The 16,358-nt window shown below is 70.3% G+C and carries 13 protein-coding genes; 8 read left to right on the forward strand and 5 right to left on the reverse strand.

Annotated features, from left to right (window positions below):
- Positions 1-93: 93 nt before the first annotated feature.
- On the reverse strand, positions 94-1,107 hold the full coding sequence (locus tag ABD197_RS06645; RefSeq protein ID WP_344052844.1) for an isopenicillin N synthase family dioxygenase: 1,014 nt from the start codon (positions 1,105-1,107) through the stop codon (positions 94-96).
- Positions 1,108-1,261: 154 nt separating this feature from the next.
- Between ABD197_RS06645 and efeU the strand changes: the two genes are divergently transcribed.
- From efeU to efeB, 3 genes are read left to right on the forward strand one after another with little or no spacing between them, the layout of a single operon-like run.
- A complete protein-coding gene (efeU, locus tag ABD197_RS06650; RefSeq protein ID WP_344052845.1) occupies positions 1,262-2,218 on the forward strand; it encodes an iron uptake transporter permease EfeU in 957 nt (318 codons plus the stop codon).
- Positions 2,215-3,444, forward strand: a complete 1,230-nt coding sequence (gene efeO, locus ABD197_RS06655; RefSeq protein WP_344052846.1) for an iron uptake system protein EfeO — start codon at positions 2,215-2,217, stop codon at positions 3,442-3,444. The genes efeU and efeO overlap by 4 nt, the downstream gene beginning before the upstream one ends.
- Before the next feature lies 1 nt (position 3,445).
- Complete coding sequence (gene efeB, locus ABD197_RS06660) at positions 3,446-4,717, forward strand: iron uptake transporter deferrochelatase/peroxidase subunit (protein ID WP_344052847.1); 1,272 nt, start codon at positions 3,446-3,448, stop codon at positions 4,715-4,717.
- Position 4,718: 1 nt separating this feature from the next.
- Here efeB and ABD197_RS06665 read toward each other — a convergent pair whose 3' ends face one another.
- Positions 4,719-5,927 carry an acyltransferase family protein gene (locus ABD197_RS06665; protein ID WP_344052848.1) on the reverse strand — a complete coding sequence of 403 codons (1,209 nt, stop codon included), beginning with the start codon at positions 5,925-5,927 and terminating at the stop codon, positions 4,719-4,721.
- Positions 5,928-6,060: 133 nt separating this feature from the next.
- Between ABD197_RS06665 and ABD197_RS06670 the strand changes: the two genes are divergently transcribed.
- From ABD197_RS06670 to ABD197_RS06680, 3 genes are all read left to right on the forward strand, one after another.
- On the forward strand, positions 6,061-7,266 hold the full coding sequence (locus ABD197_RS06670; RefSeq protein WP_344055809.1) for an LLM class flavin-dependent oxidoreductase: 1,206 nt from the start codon (positions 6,061-6,063) through the stop codon (positions 7,264-7,266).
- Position 7,267: 1 nt separating this feature from the next.
- On the forward strand, positions 7,268-7,918 hold the full coding sequence (locus ABD197_RS06675; RefSeq protein ID WP_344052850.1) for an FMN reductase: 651 nt from the start codon (positions 7,268-7,270) through the stop codon (positions 7,916-7,918).
- A gap of 139 nt (positions 7,919-8,057) precedes the next feature.
- Positions 8,058-9,212, forward strand: a complete 1,155-nt coding sequence (locus ABD197_RS06680) for a N(5)-(carboxyethyl)ornithine synthase (protein ID WP_344052853.1) — start codon at positions 8,058-8,060, stop codon at positions 9,210-9,212.
- Here ABD197_RS06680 and ABD197_RS06685 read toward each other — a convergent pair.
- Positions 9,209-10,630: a DNA/RNA non-specific endonuclease gene (locus ABD197_RS06685; RefSeq protein ID WP_344052855.1), complete on the reverse strand. Its 1,422-nt coding sequence runs from the start codon at positions 10,628-10,630 to the stop codon at positions 9,209-9,211. The genes ABD197_RS06680 and ABD197_RS06685 overlap by 4 nt on opposite strands.
- Positions 10,631-10,777: 147 nt before the next feature.
- Here ABD197_RS06685 and ABD197_RS06690 point away from each other — a divergent pair, with 147 nt between their 5' ends.
- The gene (locus ABD197_RS06690) at positions 10,778-12,757 is read left to right on the forward strand and encodes a GDSL-type esterase/lipase family protein (protein WP_344052857.1); all 1,980 of its coding nucleotides are present in this window, start codon (positions 10,778-10,780) and stop codon (positions 12,755-12,757) included.
- Positions 12,758-12,761: 4 nt separating this feature from the next.
- Here the strand turns inward: ABD197_RS06690 and ABD197_RS06695 are convergent, their stop codons facing one another.
- Both ABD197_RS06695 and ABD197_RS06700 read right to left on the reverse strand, forming a co-directional pair.
- Positions 12,762-13,445, reverse strand: a complete 684-nt coding sequence (locus ABD197_RS06695; RefSeq protein ID WP_344052859.1) for a response regulator — start codon at positions 13,443-13,445, stop codon at positions 12,762-12,764.
- Positions 13,442-14,713, reverse strand: a complete 1,272-nt coding sequence (locus ABD197_RS06700) for a sensor histidine kinase (RefSeq protein WP_344052861.1) — start codon at positions 14,711-14,713, stop codon at positions 13,442-13,444. The genes ABD197_RS06695 and ABD197_RS06700 overlap by 4 nt, the downstream gene beginning before the upstream one ends.
- Positions 14,714-14,853: 140 nt before the next feature.
- On the opposite strand from ABD197_RS06700, the gene ABD197_RS06705 reads away from it, so the two are divergent.
- Positions 14,854-16,311: a cation:dicarboxylate symporter family transporter gene (locus ABD197_RS06705; protein WP_344052863.1), complete on the forward strand. Its 1,458-nt coding sequence runs from the start codon at positions 14,854-14,856 to the stop codon at positions 16,309-16,311.
- The last annotated feature ends 47 nt before the right edge of the window (positions 16,312-16,358 follow it).

A 16,358-nucleotide genomic window follows, 5' to 3' on the forward strand; every position in this document is an offset into this window, starting at 1 on the left:
CGTCGCGGCCCGTGCTCGAGCTCCCGGCCCGTGTCGCGACGCGGGCCGGGAGCCGTTCCGCGTGCCGCGAGTTCGCGCCGAGCGGGATGCGCCTCAGGCGCCGGCTCGAGCCACGAGGTCCGCGTGGTGGATCGCCGCCACGTCGGGGTGCGCGCGCAGGCGCGACTTGAGCGCGTTCTCGCCGTACAGGGCGTGAATGGGGTTCGCCGGGTCCTGGGTGACGCCGCGCGCTTCGGCGGCGAGCTCGGCCGGCAGCTCGATGATCGGCAAGCGCGCATCCAGTGCCGGGTTGAAGAAGAACGGCACCGAGATGCGGTCCTCGGGGTAGGTGGGGGAGATCACCCGGTGGTTCGTCGCGATCAGGTATCCCTGGGTCGCGTACTCGAGCAGTTCTCCGATGTTGACCACGAACGCGCCCGGTACGGCGGGCGCGTCCACCCACTCGCCGTCGCGCTGGACCTGCAGGCCGCCCTTGCCGGGCTCGACCCACAGCAGCGTGAGGACCCCGGAGTCCTTATGGGCGCCGACGCCCTGCTGCGGAGTGGGGTCGTCCTTCCCGGGGTAGCGGACGATCTTGATCAGCGTCGACGGTTCGCCGAAGTGCTCGTCGAAGTACGACTCTTCGGCCCCGAGCGCGAGGGCCCAGGCGCGCAGCAGCTTGCGGGCGACGCCCGAGAGGTGATCATGCCACTCGGAGACGACCTCGCGCAGCTCCGGCTGAGCTTGCGGCCACAGGTTCGGCCCGATCAGGCGCGCGTAGTCCGGCGAGGTCTCGGGGTCCAGGGCCGCGCGCTCGGGACCGATGTCGATCTGCTCGCGCCAGTCCACGCGGCCCTGCGTGCGTTCCCCGCCGATGCGTGTGTACCCGCGGAAGTGCGGGCTGTTGACGTTCTCGATCGCGAGCTTGTCCGCCTCGGGGAGCGCGAAGAAGTCGCGGGCGGCGCGGTGCAGGCGCGCCTCGAGCTCAGGCGGAACGCCGGTGCCGGTGAGGTAGAAGAAGCCGACGTCGTGCGTCGCCGCGCGCAGGTCCGCGCGGAACCCGGCGGCGGCCTCGGGGCCGGCATCCAATCGGGAGAGATCCAGGACCGGGAGCGTCGCATCAGCCATGGACCGACGATAAGCACGCTCCCCGCGCGGAGGGCGGAATGTTGCTCCGCGTTACCTTCGCCGCCGCTTTGACCGGCGCCGCGGTGGCGAGTACCGTGGTGCAAGTGAGGGTTGCCTAACCTCACACGAACCCTCCCATCGATTCGAGAACGACGTGCTCGCGACATTCCTGATCGGCCTCCGCGAAGGCCTGGAGGCCGCCCTCGTGATCGGCATCCTCGTGGCCTACGTCACCCGGATCGGCCGCCGCGACATCCTGCCCCGCATGTGGGGCGGCGTCGGTCTGGCTGTGGCACTCGCGCTCGCGATCGGGGCGGTGCTCACGTTCGGCGCCTACTCCCTGACGTTCGAGGCGCAGGAGATCATCGGCGGCACCCTTTCCCTGGTCGCCGTGGCGATGGTGACGTGGATGATCTTCTGGATGCAGAAGACCGCCCGCACGCTCAAGGCGACTCTGGAAGGCGGCATCGACCGCGCGCTCATGATCGGGAGCGTCTGGGCCCTCGTCGCGATCGGTTTCGTGTCGGTCGCCCGGGAAGGCATCGAGACGACGCTCCTGCTGTGGTCGATGGTGCAGTCTTTCGGAGACGCCCCGGCCGCGCTCCTGGGTGCCCTGCTCGGCCTCCTCACCGCTGTCGTCCTCGGCTGGCTGCTCGCCCGCGGCATGCTCCGGCTCGACCTGCGGCGTTTCTTCCTGTGGACCGGCGCCTTCCTGATCATCGTCGCCGCAGGCGTCCTGGCCTACGCGGTGCATGACCTCCAGGAGGGCGGCGTGCTTCCCGGGCCCTTCGGGGCGCTCGCTCCGACCGACCCCGCGACGGGCGTCGTCGCGGTCGGCCTCGCCGGCTTCCCGTTCGGCTGGGCTTTCGACGTCACCGCGCAGATCGCCCCGGGATCGCCCCTCGCCGCGGTCCTGCAGGCCGCCGTCGGCTTCATGCCGCAGATGACCTGGCTGCAGGTGATCGCCTGGGTGCTGTACGTCGCGATCGTCGGGACGTTCTTCGTCCGCGGCGCTCGACCCCGCCGCACCCCGGTGCAGGCCGACCAGACTCCCGAAGCCGCGACGCCGGCATCCGTTCCGACCTCCTCCCTACCGCTTGGAGCCGCATGACCCCCTCCCGCATCCTCGGCGTCGTCGGCGTCGCGGGGCTGACGATCGGCGTGCTCGCCGGATGCGTCGCCAAGACCCCGGCCGCGGCATCCGACACGTTCGCCGTGTCCGCCTCGGACACCGCCTGCGAGGTCTCGGCCGCGACCGCGACGAGCGGAACCGTCGCGTTCGAGGTGACGAACTCGGGCTCCGATGTCACCGAGTTCTACCTGCTCGCCTCCGACGGGCTGCGCATCGTCGGCGAGGCGGAGAACATCGCCCCCGGCGCTTCGCGCACCCTGACCGTCGTCGCGCAGCCCGGGGAATACGTCACGGTGTGCAAGCCCGGCATGGTGGGCGACGGCGTCGGTCGGGCGGCGTTCACGGTGTCGGGCGAGAAAGTGCAGATCGACGGGCCGGATGCCGAGCAGAAGCAGCAGGCCGTCGACCTCTACGCCGCCTTCGTGAAGGACCAGGTCTCCCAGCTCGTGCCGCAGGTCGACGCGTTCGTCACCGCGTACGAGCGCGGCGACGACGAGACCGCCCGTGCCGCCTACCCGCAGGTGCGGGCGTACTACGAGCGCATCGAACCCATCGCCGAGGCGCTGGGCGACCTCGACCCGCGCATCGACTACCGAGAAGTGGATGCCGTCGCCGAGGGCCTCGAGTGGACCGGGTTCCACCGCATCGAGAAGGACCTCTGGGTGCCGGCGCAGGATGCCCTCAACGCCGACGGCGAGACCCCGGCGTGGCAGGGCTGGGCGCCGTCGACGACGCAGGAGCGCGCCGCATACGGTGACCAGCTCATCGCGGACGTGGCCGAGCTCTACGACTACGTGCACTCCGGTCAGTTCGAGGAGGTGCTGGACGCGCAGGGCGTCGCGGGCCTCAGCAACGGCGCGATCGCGCTGCTGGACGAGGTCGCGACCGGCAAGATCTCCGGCGAGGAGGACTGGTGGTCGGGGACCGACCTCTGGGATTTCGCGGCGAACGTGGAGGGGTCGAAGATGGCCTTCTCGCTCGTGGAGGAGTTCGCGGCGGGCAAGGGCGAGGACGGTGCCGCACTGGTCGCCGAGATCGACGCGGGCTATGCGGCACTGGAGGCGTCGCTCGCCGCCCACGGTTCGCTCGCGAGCGGATTCGTCGGCTATTCCGCGCTGACGGATGCCGACAAGCGCGAGTTCACCGATCTGATCAACGCGCTCGCCGAGCCGCTGTCCCAGCTCACCGTCACCGTCCTGGACTGACGTGTCGGAGGAGGACGAGGGTCTGAGCCGGCGGGGTCTCCTGGGGCTGGTGGGCGCCGGCGCCGCCGGGCTCGCGGTCGGCGCGAGTGCCGGGATCGCCGGAGGGATGGCGATCGCGCGCGCGGAGGCCGCCGAGGACGCCGGGTCCGACGACGACTTCTTCGGCGCACATCAGGCGGGGATCACCACGCCGGTGCAGGACCACATGCATTTCGCGGCGTTCGACATGATGGCGCGCACCGATCGCGCCGACCTCATCTCCCTTCTGCAGGACTGGTCGTATGCCGCGTCGCGCATGACCCGCGGCCTCGAGGTGAGTGCCACCGGCGCCGTGGGCGGATCGCCCGAGGCGCCGCCGGACGACACGGGCGAAGCCCTGGGCCTCGGCGCGAACGGACTCACGATCACGTTCGGCTTCGGGCCGACCCTGTTCGACAGCGACGGTGTCGACCGGTACGGCATCGGGGCGCAGCGACCGGCGTCCCTCACGAAGCTGCCGGCCTTCCTCGGCGACGACCTGGACCCCGAGTCCTCCGGCGGCGACCTGTGCATCCAGGCGTGCGCCGACGATCCGCAGGTCGCGGTGCACGCGATCCGCAATCTGAGCCGCATCGCTTTCGGCCGGGCGAAGATCCGCTGGTCGCAGATGGGCTTCGGGCGGACGTCCCGCACGACCTCAGCACAGCAGACGCCGCGCAACCTCTTCGGATACAAGGACGGCACGGCGAACATCCTGGCCGACGATCGCGAGGCGCTCGCCGAGCACGTGTGGGTGGCGGCATCCGATTCGCCCGCGTGGATGGCGGGCGGCTCGTACCTCGTCGCCCGCAAGATCGCGATGCTGATCGAGACGTGGGATCGCGTGCGCCTGTCCGAGCAGGACGCGATCGTCGGGCGTGACAAGGGTGCGGGTGCTCCGCTCTCCGGCGGCGACGAGTTCACCGAGCCCGATCTGCAGGCCGTCGACGCCGCCGGCGCGCCGGTGATCCCGGCGCGCAGTCACGTCCGCCTCGCGCATCCCGACATGAACGGCGGCGTGCGCCTGCTGCGTCGTGGCTACAACTTCGTGGACGGCAACAACGATCTCGGCCGACTGGATGCCGGGTTGTTCTTCCTGTCGTACCAGCGCTCGCCCGAGCAGTTCGTCACGATCCAGCGCGCCCTGTCGACCGACGCGATGAACGAGTACGTGCGCCACGTCGGCTCGGGGCTGTGGGCGGTCCCTCCCGGGGCCGCGCCCGGTTCGTACGTCGGCGCGGGTCTGTTCGGCTGACTCAGCCGTTCTGCCGCGGATCGGCCGGGCGCCGCGGCGCGCGCGGCACTTCGCGCGGGCGCCGTGATCCGGTCGGGTCCGAGCGACGGCCCTCGCGCCGCGCGAGCGTCGCGTCGGCGAACAGCCAGCCCGGCCGCGGCTCGACGAGCGGGCGGAAGACCGTCCGCACAGGCTTGGTGGCGAGCCCCAGGGCGATGAGCACCGAGGCGATGATCACGACGGGGAGCCAGAACCAGGTGGGGTCGAGATCGCGCAGGACGCCGGATTCCCGGAACGGATACAGCACGAACGAGTGCAGCAGGTAGACGTACATCGTGTACTGGCCGAAGTGCGTCCACCAGTGCGTGCGGCGCGGCAGCAGGGCGAAGAACGCCGCCGACAGCACGAGGGCGATCGCCATGAGCGCCAGTCGGACGCCGCCGGCCCACCACTCGGTCCCGCCGATCGAGGAGTAGTTCTGGTCGTAGAACAGCCACTGCCGCAGATCGATCTCGCGCCACACGTCTGCGAACAGCCACGCGATCACGCCGGCGCCGCCGAGCACCGCCGCTGCGGCGGCGAACACCCACCACGGCCGATCGCGCAGGAGGCGCAGGCGCTCGACGATCTCGCGGTCGCGCAGCCACCACCCCAGTGCGAAGAACGGCAACAGTCCGAGCGTGCGCGACAGCGACAGCGTGGAGTCGATGTTCGGCAGGTAGCCGGCGCCGATCGAGATCAGCACGGTCCACAGCAGCGGCCAGCGCAGCAGAGCCAGGTACGGCAGGATCAGCCGGAAGATCCCGAGCGCGAGCAGGAACCACAGCGTCCATGACGGCTGCGTCAGGTTCGGGTTCGCCTGGCCCTCGACGAGCCACTTCGTGAGCGTCCAGAGGGCCTCGAAGATCACGTAGGGCACGAGGATGTCGGTGATCACCCGGGCCATTTGACGCGATCCCGGCGCGTCCGACTTCGAGAAGTAGCCCGAGATGATCGCGAACGCCGGCATGTGGAAGGCGTAGATCAGCAGATACAGACCGAGGGCCGTGTCGGAGTCGTAGATCAGGCGCTGCGAGGCGTGGCCCAGGACGACGAGCACGATGCACGCGAAGCGCGCGTTGTCCCAGAACGGCACGCGGCGCTTGGGGCGGGGTACGCCGATCTTGCCGGTCGCGGCCGGCGGGGCGGATGCCGCGCTCTGCGGGGCGGGGGCGTTCGTGGAATCAGTCATGACGGCGCTCGCCACACTATCCCGGGAATAGATTCGACGTGACGGTGTTCTACCGAATACATTCATCTGAATAGAAACGGATGCCACCGGCATCCTGAACCGGAGAGCGATCGTGAACGACACCACACCCCAGATGCAGTTCGGCATCTTCACCGTGAGCGACATCACGGAAGACCCGACGACCGGCCGGACGCCGAGTGAGGCGGAGAAGATCCGCAACACGATCACGGTCGCCAAGCACGCGGAGGAGGTCGGACTCGACGTCTTCGCCCTGGGTGAGCACCACAACCCCCCGTTCTGGTCGTCCTCGCCCACGACGACCCTCGCCTACATCGCGGCCCAGACCGAGCGACTGATCCTCTCGACCTCGACGACGCTGATCACCACGAACGACCCGGTGAAGATCGCCGAGGACTACGCGATGCTCCAGCACGTGTCCGGCGGTCGCAACGATCTGATCCTGGGACGCGGCAACACCGGTCCGGTGTACCCATGGTTCGGACAGGACATTCGTCAGGGGCTCCCGCTCGCGGTCGAGAACTACGCGCTGCTGCACAAGCTGTGGCGCGAGGACGTCGTGGACTGGGAGGGCAAGTTCCGCACGCCGCTGCAGGGATTCACCTCCACCCCGCGGCCGCTCGATGACGTGCCCCCGTTCGTGTGGCACGGCTCGATCCGCACGCCTGAGATCGCGGAGCAGGCCGCCTATTACGGCGACGGCTTCTTCGCGAACAACATCTTCTGGCCGTCGGAGCACTACCAGCGGCTCATCACGCTGTACCGCCAGCGCTTCGCGCACTACGGCCACGGCACGCCCGAGCAGGCGATCGTGGGCCTGGGTGGACAGGTGTTCATGCGGTCCAACAGCCAGGACGCCGTCCGCGAGTTCCGTCCCTACTTCGACAACGCGCCCGTCTACGGCCACGGTCCCTCGATGGAGGACTTCACCGAGATGACGCCGCTCACGGTGGGCTCGCCGCAGCAGGTGATCGACCGGTACGCCGGGATGCGCGACATCTTCGGCGACTACCAGCGCCAGCTCTTCCTGATGGACCACGCCGGGCTTCCGGTCAAGACCGTGCTCGAGCAGCTCGACATCCTGGGCGGGGAGGTCGTGCCGGTCCTGCGCAAGGAGCTCGCGAAGAACCGTCCGGCCGAGGTTCCCGACGCGCCCACCCACGCCGCCCTCGTCGCGGCGAAGTACGGCGAGCGGGGGCCGGTGGAGAAGGTCCCGAACGCGAACCGCGGCGACAACCTCACCGGTGGCTCGCCGTACCGTGAGACCGTCTCTGCCGCGGGCTCGTCCTTCGGTGCCGCCGCGATGCGGAAGGGTGCCTGAGATGACCACGCGACGCATCGCCGTCATCTCGGCGGGGCTGTCCAATCCTTCGTCGACGCGATTGCTCGCCGATCGCCTGGCGAACGCGACCCTGCGGGCGCTGAGTGAGATCGGCGACGGCATCGAGGCGGAGGTCGACGTGTTCGAGCTGCGTGATTACGCGCACGACATCACGAACAACCTGCTCACCGGCTTCGCCCCGGCGGCGCTGGAGAGCATGATCAACACCGTCGTGTCGGCGGATGCCGTGATCGCGGTGACCCCGATCTTCTCGACGAGCTACTCGGGGCTGTTCAAGTCCTTCATCGACGTGCTCGACCCGAACGCCCTGACCGGCAAGCCGGTGCTGATCGGCGCCAACGCGGGGACGGCGCGGCACTCGCTCGCGATCGACTACGCGATCCGCCCTCTGTTCACGTACCTGCACGCCGAGCCCGTGTCCACCGGAGTGTTCGCGGCCTCCAGCGATTGGGGCGCCTCCGGCGACCAGGTCGCCCCGCTCGGTGAGCGCGTCGACCGCGGCGCGCGCGAGCTCGCCGAGGCCATCGCGCGCCGGACGCCCACGACCGAGGCCGATCCGTTCGACCCGGCGAACTATCTCGGTGAGGGCCGCTCGTTCGGTCACCTGCTGGGCGGCCTCGCGGGGGAGTGACCGCGCTCGGGGCGGGGACGACGCACGTCGTCCCCGCCCTCGGCTCGTCCGCGTGCGGAACCACGGCGGGACAGGCACCCTGCTGGTACCGTCGGGAGCACGGAGTCGGTTCGGCCCCCGCTGAGGGAAGAAGACGATCATGACCGCTTCTGCACCGCTGGTTCTGGGGGTCGTCGGCGTCTCGCGCAAACCCGACGAGCGACGGGTCCCGCTCCACCCCGGCCACCTCGACCGCATTCCCGATGATCTGCGACCGAGCGTGCTGCTGGAGACCGGGTACGGCCACCGTTTCGGCGTGACCGATGACGAGCTGCGTCCTCTGGTCGGCGGCATCCTGGATCGCACCGCACTGTTCGCGGCGTCCGACGTCCTGCTGCTCCCCAAGCCGCAGCACGAGGACCTGGAGGAGATGCGAGACGGCCACGTGCTGTGGGGGTGGCCGCATCTCGTCCAGGACGAGGTGATGACCCAGCTCGCGCTCGACAAGCGGCTGACCGCGATCGCGTTCGAGGCGATGAACCACTGGGGCAGCGACGGCACGTTCGGCCTGCACGTGTTCCACCTCAACAACGAGATCGCCGGATACTGCTCCGTGCTGCACGCGCTCCAGCTGTGCGGCTCGACCGGAGACTACGGGCGCCGGCTGACCGCGGTCGTCATCGGCTTCGGTGCGACCGCGCGGGGAGCCGTGACGGCTCTGCGCGCACATGGCGTGCACGACGTGCGCGTCCTCACCAACCGCCGAACGGCGTCCGTCGCCGCTCCGATCCACGCGGCGCAGATGATCCAGTTCGACCACGACGACGGCCCGTACCTGAGCGAGGTCATCACCGACGACGGGCGCGTGCCGCTGGCCCCGTTCCTCGCCGAGAGCGACATCGTCGTGAACTGCACGCTGCAGGATCCGAACCGCCCGCTGCTGTATCTGAAGACCGCGGACCTCGCGGCGTTCCGCCCGGGCAGCCTGATCGTGGACGTCTCGTGCGACGAGGGGATGGGCTTCGAGTGGGCGCGGCCCACGAGCTTCGCCGATCCGATGTTCACGGTGGGCCGGACCATCAACTACTACGCGGTCGACCACAGCCCCTCATACCTGTGGAACTCCGCGAGCTGGGAGATCAGCGAAGCGCTCCTGAGCTTCTTGCCGATCGTCATGGGAGGACCGGCGGCCTGGTCGGCCGATGAGACGATCACGCGGGCGATCGAAGTCAGCGACGGCGAGGTGCGCAACCCCGCGATCCTCGAGTTCCAGAATCGCAGCGCCGACAAGCCCTACCCCATCCGGAGCGCCTAGAGGCGGATGTCGGAGGGCCGGCTCAGCTCGATCCATGCGCTCTGTCTGGCAGGGCCGATGCGCATCACGTCCGCGGCGGCCAGCGGTCCGACGTCGAGCGCGGTGAGGGTCGCGATGTCGAGGACCGGCACCTGGAACGTTCGGAACGCCCCCAGCCGGGTGAGGGCGTCCGCGGTGAGATCGATCAACGCGGTCTGATCCAGGACGAATCCGGCCGCAGCGAGCGTGGGGCTGCCCCCGCGATCGGTCTCGGTCCACGCGGCGATCTTCCAGAACCGACGCGGGATCCGGATGCCGCGATACGGCGGATCGTCCTCCTCGAGCACCGGCCCGGTCAGGACCGACACCCGCTGATCGGTCGCATCGGCGAACTCCAGCACGTGGTCCTCCAGCCCGACCCACAGATCCTTCGACTGGTTGAACGCGGATGCCTGAGGGGCGGCGTTCGTGTAGACGAACGTCGCCTCGGTCGCCGCACGGGCCTCGGCGACGGTTCCCCACCCGGGATCCCGGCGGCGCACCAGATGACCGCGGTCGAAGTCGTTGTCGGCGTACACCGCCGGCCCCGTCTGCTCTGCCGCCGGCACGCGCGGGTCCAGTTTCCACTCGCCCGTGCGGGGGAGATCCTGCAGCGTCGCGCCGTCGATGTTGACGGCGGTCGCCGCGGCGAGCCTGCGGTCCGGGTCCAGGAGCACGGTGAAGCGCGGGTAGTCCAGCCGCGTCAAGGGACGACCGGCCGCTGCCCGCGGGAGGCTCACCGGCACGCCGAGGAACGCGGAGTCGTATCCGACGGAGGCGAGCGTGGCGGCATCCATTCGTCCAGCCTGCCACCGCCCCAGTCGCTCGGTGCGCGAGACGAGCAGGTCGACTCCGGCGCCCAGCACGAGTGCGGAGGCGACAGCGACGATGACGGCCACCGCTGGGGGACCGGGCAGCACACGCGCGATCGCCGTGCCGATGACCGCCTGGTAGAGCGCCCACAAGGCGGCGGCGCCCGCCGCGAGCGGCAGATAGCGGCTCATCGGCATCCGCACGGCGCCGGCCGTCAGATTCACCGCCAGACGGGCGAACGGGATGAACCGAGCCGTGAACAGCACTGCTCCCGATCGCTGCGCGAGTCGCCTCCCTGCCCAGGAGAAGGCGCGGACCGCTCGCGGATGCCGCATCCATCGCCAGCGCTCGAGCCCGGCGCGGCGGCCGATCGCGTAGCAGGCGAGGTCGCCGCTCAGCGCGGCCGCGGCGGCGACGCCGATCACCGCGATCAGCCACGGTTGCCCGGTGGAGGCCGAAAGGGCCGCGATCGCCGTCACGGCGACCTCTCCGGGGATGATCACCAGGAACGCATCGGCGAGCACGACGACGAAGAGCCCCGGAAGCGCGGCAGCGCTCCCGGCGAGGGCGGTCAGTGCATCGTCCATGGGGTGGGGCCAGCATGTGGCGGTGCCCTGAACGCACGCCGACCAGTGGTGACGCGACGACGACGCGCGCGGGACGATCACGTGAACTCTGCGGGATCAGCCGCGATCGCGCAGGTGCGGGCGCCTCCCGGCCTTCACGCTGGAGGAGTGAGAGTCGCGCTGATCGCCGAGTCGTTCCTCCCCCACATGAACGGTGTGACCGGATCCGTTCTGCACGTCCTCGCCCATCTCCGGCGCCGGGGCCATGAGACTCTCGTGATCGCGCCGGATGCGGGCGGACCGACGGATTCGCGCTCAGTCGGGGCGACGCTGCTGCGCTCGGTCCCGCTCCCGTCCTACCCGCAGGTGCGGGTCGTCGTGGCCGGCGCCGCTCGCCTGATCGACATCCTCCGCGACTTCGCGCCGGACGTCGTGCACCTGGCGTCGCCGTTCGTCCTCGGTTGGCACGGCGTCCGGGCCGCCGACGCGCTGCGACTGCCGTCCGTCGCGGTCTACCAGACCGACGTGATCGCCTATGCGCAGCGGTACGGTGTCGCCGGCGGAGCCGCGTTCGCCTCCGCGCACACCGCGCGGCTGCACCGTCGGGCGACGCTCACCCTTGCACCGGGCACCGCCGCCGTCGCTCGACTGGAAGGGCTGGGCGTGGACCGCATCCGCCGCTGGGGACGCGGCGTGGATGCCGAGCTCTTCCATCCCGGACGGCGCAGCGCGGCATGGCGCGAGCGTGTCGCGCCGGGCCGGACGATCGTCGGCTATGTGGGGCGACTGGCCCCCGAGAAGCAGGTCGAGGATCTCCGAGCGCTCGCAGGCCTGGCAGGGGTGCGACTCGTGATCGTCGGGGACGGGCCGTCGCGCCCGCACCTGGAGCAGGTTCTCCCGGATGCCGTGTTCACGGGCCACCTCGAGGGCATCGCGCTGGCCGAAGCGCTCGCGAGTTTCGACGTGTTCGTCCATCCCGGCCAGAGCGAGACGTTCGGACAGACGCTCCAGGAGGCACGCGCGAGCGGTGTCCCGGTGGTCGCCACCGGCGCGGGGGGCCCGGTCGACCTCGTGCGCAGCAGTGTCGACGGCTGGCTCTATCGGCCGGGCGATCTCGGCGATCTCCGGGAACGGGTCGCGGATCTGACCGGCGACGCCGCCAAACGCGCGGCGTTCGCGGCTGCCGCCCGGGAGAGCGTGCGGGAACGCACCTGGTCATCGCTGGGTGATCAGCTGATCGCGCACTACGACGATGCGCGGGCGCTGCGTCCGCTCGACGACGCGCTGATCGTTCGGGGCGAGAGGCGGATGCCCGCTCCGCCCCACCCGAGACAGGAGCTTCCGCGGTGGAGCCGCTACGTCGCGCTGGGCGATTCGCTCACCGAGGGACTGGGCGACACATCGCGCATGCCCGCCGGTCAGTGCCGCGGGTGGGCGGATCGGCTCGCGCAGCTGCTCGCGCACGCCGGCAGCGCCGGGCGGCATCCGTTCCGCTACGCGAATCTGGCCGTGCGGAGCACGCGCGTGTCGGACCTCGTGACGGACCAAGTGCCCAGGGCGCTGGCGCTTCGCCCGGATCTGGTTTCGATCTTCATCGGGGCGAACGACCTCGTCGGCAGGCGACCGGACGCGAAGGCGCTCGCCGAAGCCGTCGGCAGCGCTGTGCGAGCATTGCGCGCGGCCGGGGCTGATGTGCTGCTGGTCACCCCGGTGCTGCCCCGCCGACGTGCGGCGAAGCTGTTCGCCGCTCGCTTCGCCGCGTACGCGTCGCACCTGCGCCTCGTGGCGGAGCAGACCGGTGCGCTGCTCCTGGACCTGGACGCGCACCCGCTCCTGACCGAGCCGGCGATGTGGGCGTCGGACCGCGTCCATCTGCGTTCGGCAGGGCATCGGCACATGGCCTACTGCGCCGCGGGTCTGCTGGGTGTTCCGGATTCGCGTGAACTCGAGGTTCTGGAGACCTCCCTGCATGCCGATGACGACCCGGACGCGACCGGTGCCGCGTGGCTGCTGCACGACGCGCTCCCATGGGTGTGGCGCCGCGTCTGCGGTCGCCGTGCAGGCGACGGACGCTCGTCCAAGCACCAGACCTACGTTCGGATCGACGGGCCCGGACATCTGCGCCCGCAGTCGGTGCGCGCAGACTGAGCCCTCAGGCCTGCCAGCGATATTCGGTCTCGGGCCGGCCCGGCGCGCCGTAGCGCGGCGCGCGCGACACACGGCCGCTGTCGGCGAGGTGCTCGAGATAGCGCCGCGCCGACACGCGGGACATGCCGAGCGCCGCCGCCGCCTCGGACGCCGAGACCGGACCGTGGCTGCGCACGTGAGCGCTGACGCGCTCGAGAGACTCGGTCGACAGCCCCTTCGGCACGGAGGAGACGGGCGCGGGGCGCAGCGCACCGAGCATCGCATCGATCTCGGACTGGGTTGCGGGCCCGGATGCCTCGCGTGAGCGCTCGCGGTACGCCCGGTATTGCTCGAGGCGTTCGCGGAACACGGCGAACGGAAACGGCTTGACGAGGTACTGCGCCACGCCGAGCCCGACCATCTGGCGGACCACGTCGGCGTCGCGGACGCCGGTGACGGCGATGACGTCCACATCGGCAGCGCGGGCTCGGACATGCCGGAGCACGTCCAGACCCGTGCCATCGGGCATCGTCATGTCCAGCAGGACCAGATCGATCCCCTCCGCGGGCGGACGCTCCAGGATCGCGGTGACCGCGGCGCGGGCTCCCGTGCACTCCGCGACCACCGTGAAGCCCTCCAGACGGCTCAGGTAGGTCCGGTGCAGTTCGAGGGTCAGCGCGTCGTCGTCCACCAGGAGCACGGTGATCATGCGTTCCTCCCCGGAAGGATCACGGTGAAGGTCGTCGGGTCGGCGGAGACGTCGACCGCGCCGCCCGCCTCCTCGACGATCGAGCGCACGAGCGCGAGCCCCACACCCCTGCCCTGGGGTCCCGCGGGCTTCGTGCTGAACCCGTGCTCGAAGATGCGCTCGCCGAGCTCGGGCGGCACGCCTCCACCCGAGTCCGACACCGCGATCGACAGTGCGCCGCCCGGCGCGGGGGAGAAGGCCACCCGGACCCAGCGCGGCTCGGGTCCCGTCGCCGCGGCGTCCAGGGCGTTGTCGATCAGGTTGCCGACGACCGAGACGGCGTCGACCGGGCTGAGCGTGCTGCGCGGAGCCGCCGGGTCGATGTCGGCCGACCACTCCACGCCCCGCTCCCGCGCCTGCGGCGCCTTGCCCAGCAGCAGAGCGCCCACGGTCGGGTCGCCGTCCCGGCGGGCGGCTACTTGGTCCACGAGCTCCTGCGACTGCCGTGAGGTCTCGGTGAGGATGCCGATCGCCTCCTCCGTGCGCCCGAGTTCGAGCAGCGCCACGGCGGTGTGCATGCGATTCCCGTGCTCGTGCGTCTGCGCCCGCAGCGCCTCGCCGAGGGTGCGCACGGATTCGTACGAGGACACCGCGTCGCGCACGGCGCTGGCCGGCAGGTCGCCGGCGATGCGGCGCGTGAGGCGCCCCGCGAACCACGCCGCCGCCAGCCCGATGGCGGCGAGCGCGGCGGCCACGGCGACCACGAACGGAACCTGGCGCAGCACTCCGCTGCCGAGGCTGCCCAGCGTGATGCCGGCCGAGACGAGCGCGACGACCCCGCCGTCCTGCATCACCGGCACGACCGAGCGCACGGAGGGGCCGAGCGTCCCGGTTGCCTCCTCGGTGAGCTCCCGTCCCTGCAGCGCCGGCTCGATCGTGCCGAGATAGGGCTTGCCGATCTCGTCGGGATCGCGATGGGTGAGGCGGATCCCGTCGGTGGTCATGATCGTGACGAAATCGATCGGCGTCCGCGCCATGATCTCCTCGGCGACCGGCTGCAGCTCCGCCGTCGCCGCCGCATCCGTGCCGCCGGTCACCGCCGCGGCGACCTCGGGCATCTCGGCGATCGTGCGGGCGACGGCGAGGGTCACAGCTTCGGCCTGCGCGCGCTGCGTCGTCTGTGCCTGGAGGGCCAGCAGCGCGACCAGAAGACCTGTGATCACCACGACCGCGCCCAGGAAGGCCAGGAACACCCGCGACGCCGCGCTCGCTCCCGCTTTGCCGGCCATGCCCCTCCTCGGGTGATCGTGCCGCGACCAATACGACCACAACTGCCGGGTGGCGGCATCCGTCGCTCAGAGTACTCGCAGGACGGATGCCGGACCGGCAGCCGATAGACAACGAAGTTTCTACTCCCTCGGAGGCGAAGATGGCTCTTCAGATCCCCAGAACGCAATCGTTCAAGCTGCCCGGCTACAACTGGCGCCGAGGGAAGACGTCGTGGGACCGGCATACCTGGCTGTACATCTCGGTGATCATCGCCGTGGTCCTCGGCGCCACGATCGGTCTCATCTGGCCGGAGGTCGGCATCGCACTCGAGCCGATCGGCAAGGGCTTCGTCGCGCTCATCAAGATGATGATCGCCCCGATCATCTTCTGCACGATCGTCGTCGGGATCGGCTCGATCGCGAAGGCCGCGACCGTCGGCAAGATCGGCGGGCTCGCGCTGCTGTACTTCATGATCATGACGACGTTCGCGCTCGCGATCGGCCTGTTCGTCGGCAACCTCATCCACCCGGGTGAGGGTCTGGACATGTCGAGCTCGACGTATGACACGTCCACGCTCGAGCCCAAGACGACGCAGGAGTTCCTGCTCGGGATCATCCCCACGACCTTCTTCTCCGCCTTCACGGGCGAGAGTGTGCTCCAGGTGCTGTTCATCGCCCTCCTCGTCGGCTTCGCGCTGCAGAAGATGGGACCCAAGGGCGAGCCGATCATGACGGCCGTGAAGAACCTGCAGGCGCTCGTCTTCCGGATCCTCGGGATGATCCTGTGGCTCGCTCCCCTCGGCGCGTTCGGTGCGATCGCCGCGGTCGTGGGCAAGACCGGCTTCGCCGCCATCGTCAGCCTCGGTGTGCTCATGATCGCGTTCTACATCACGTGCGCGGTGTTCGTCTTCGGCATCCTCGGGACACTGCTGTACTCGGTGGCGCGCGTGAACATCTTCAGCCTCATGAAGTACCTGGCCCGCGAGTACCTCCTGATCGTCGGCACCTCCTCCTCCGAGTCGGCCCTTCCGCGACTGATCGCGAAGATGGAGCACCTCGGTGTCGCCAAGCCCGTCGTGGGCATCACCGTCCCCACGGGCTACTCGTTCAACCTCGACGGCACCGCGATCTACCTCACGATGGCGACGATGTTCATCGCGACGGGGATGGGGATGCCGATGTCGATCCCCGAGCAGATCGGTCTGCTGCTGTTCATGGTGATCGCCTCGAAGGGCGCCGCGGGAGTCACCGGTGCGGGCCTGGCCACGCTCGCCGGCGGCCTGCAGGCCTACCGCCCCGACCTCGTGGACGGCGTCGGTGTGATCGTCGGCATCGACCGCTTCATGTCCGAGGGGCGTGCGCTGACGAACTTCACCGGCAACGCGGTCGCCACGGTTCTGATCGGAACCTGGACGAAGGAGATCGACAAGCACCGGGTGCGGAGCGTTCTGCGCGGCGAGCGGCCGTTCGACGAGACGACGCTCTCGGGTGACGACCACGACGGCATGTCGCAGGCGCCGGACGCGGTCGGAGTCCAGGGACTCGAAGAGGCGGCGGTCGCTGAAGCGGAGGCCAAGGAGCAGCGGGCCCGCGAGCGCGAGTCGGCGCTGAGTCGCTGAGCTGACACGGACGAAGGGCCCTCCCGAACGGGAGGGCCCTTCGTCCG

It is taken from the genome of Microbacterium lacus, assembly GCF_039531105.1.
GTDB lineage: Bacteria > Actinomycetota > Actinomycetes > Actinomycetales > Microbacteriaceae > Microbacterium > Microbacterium lacus.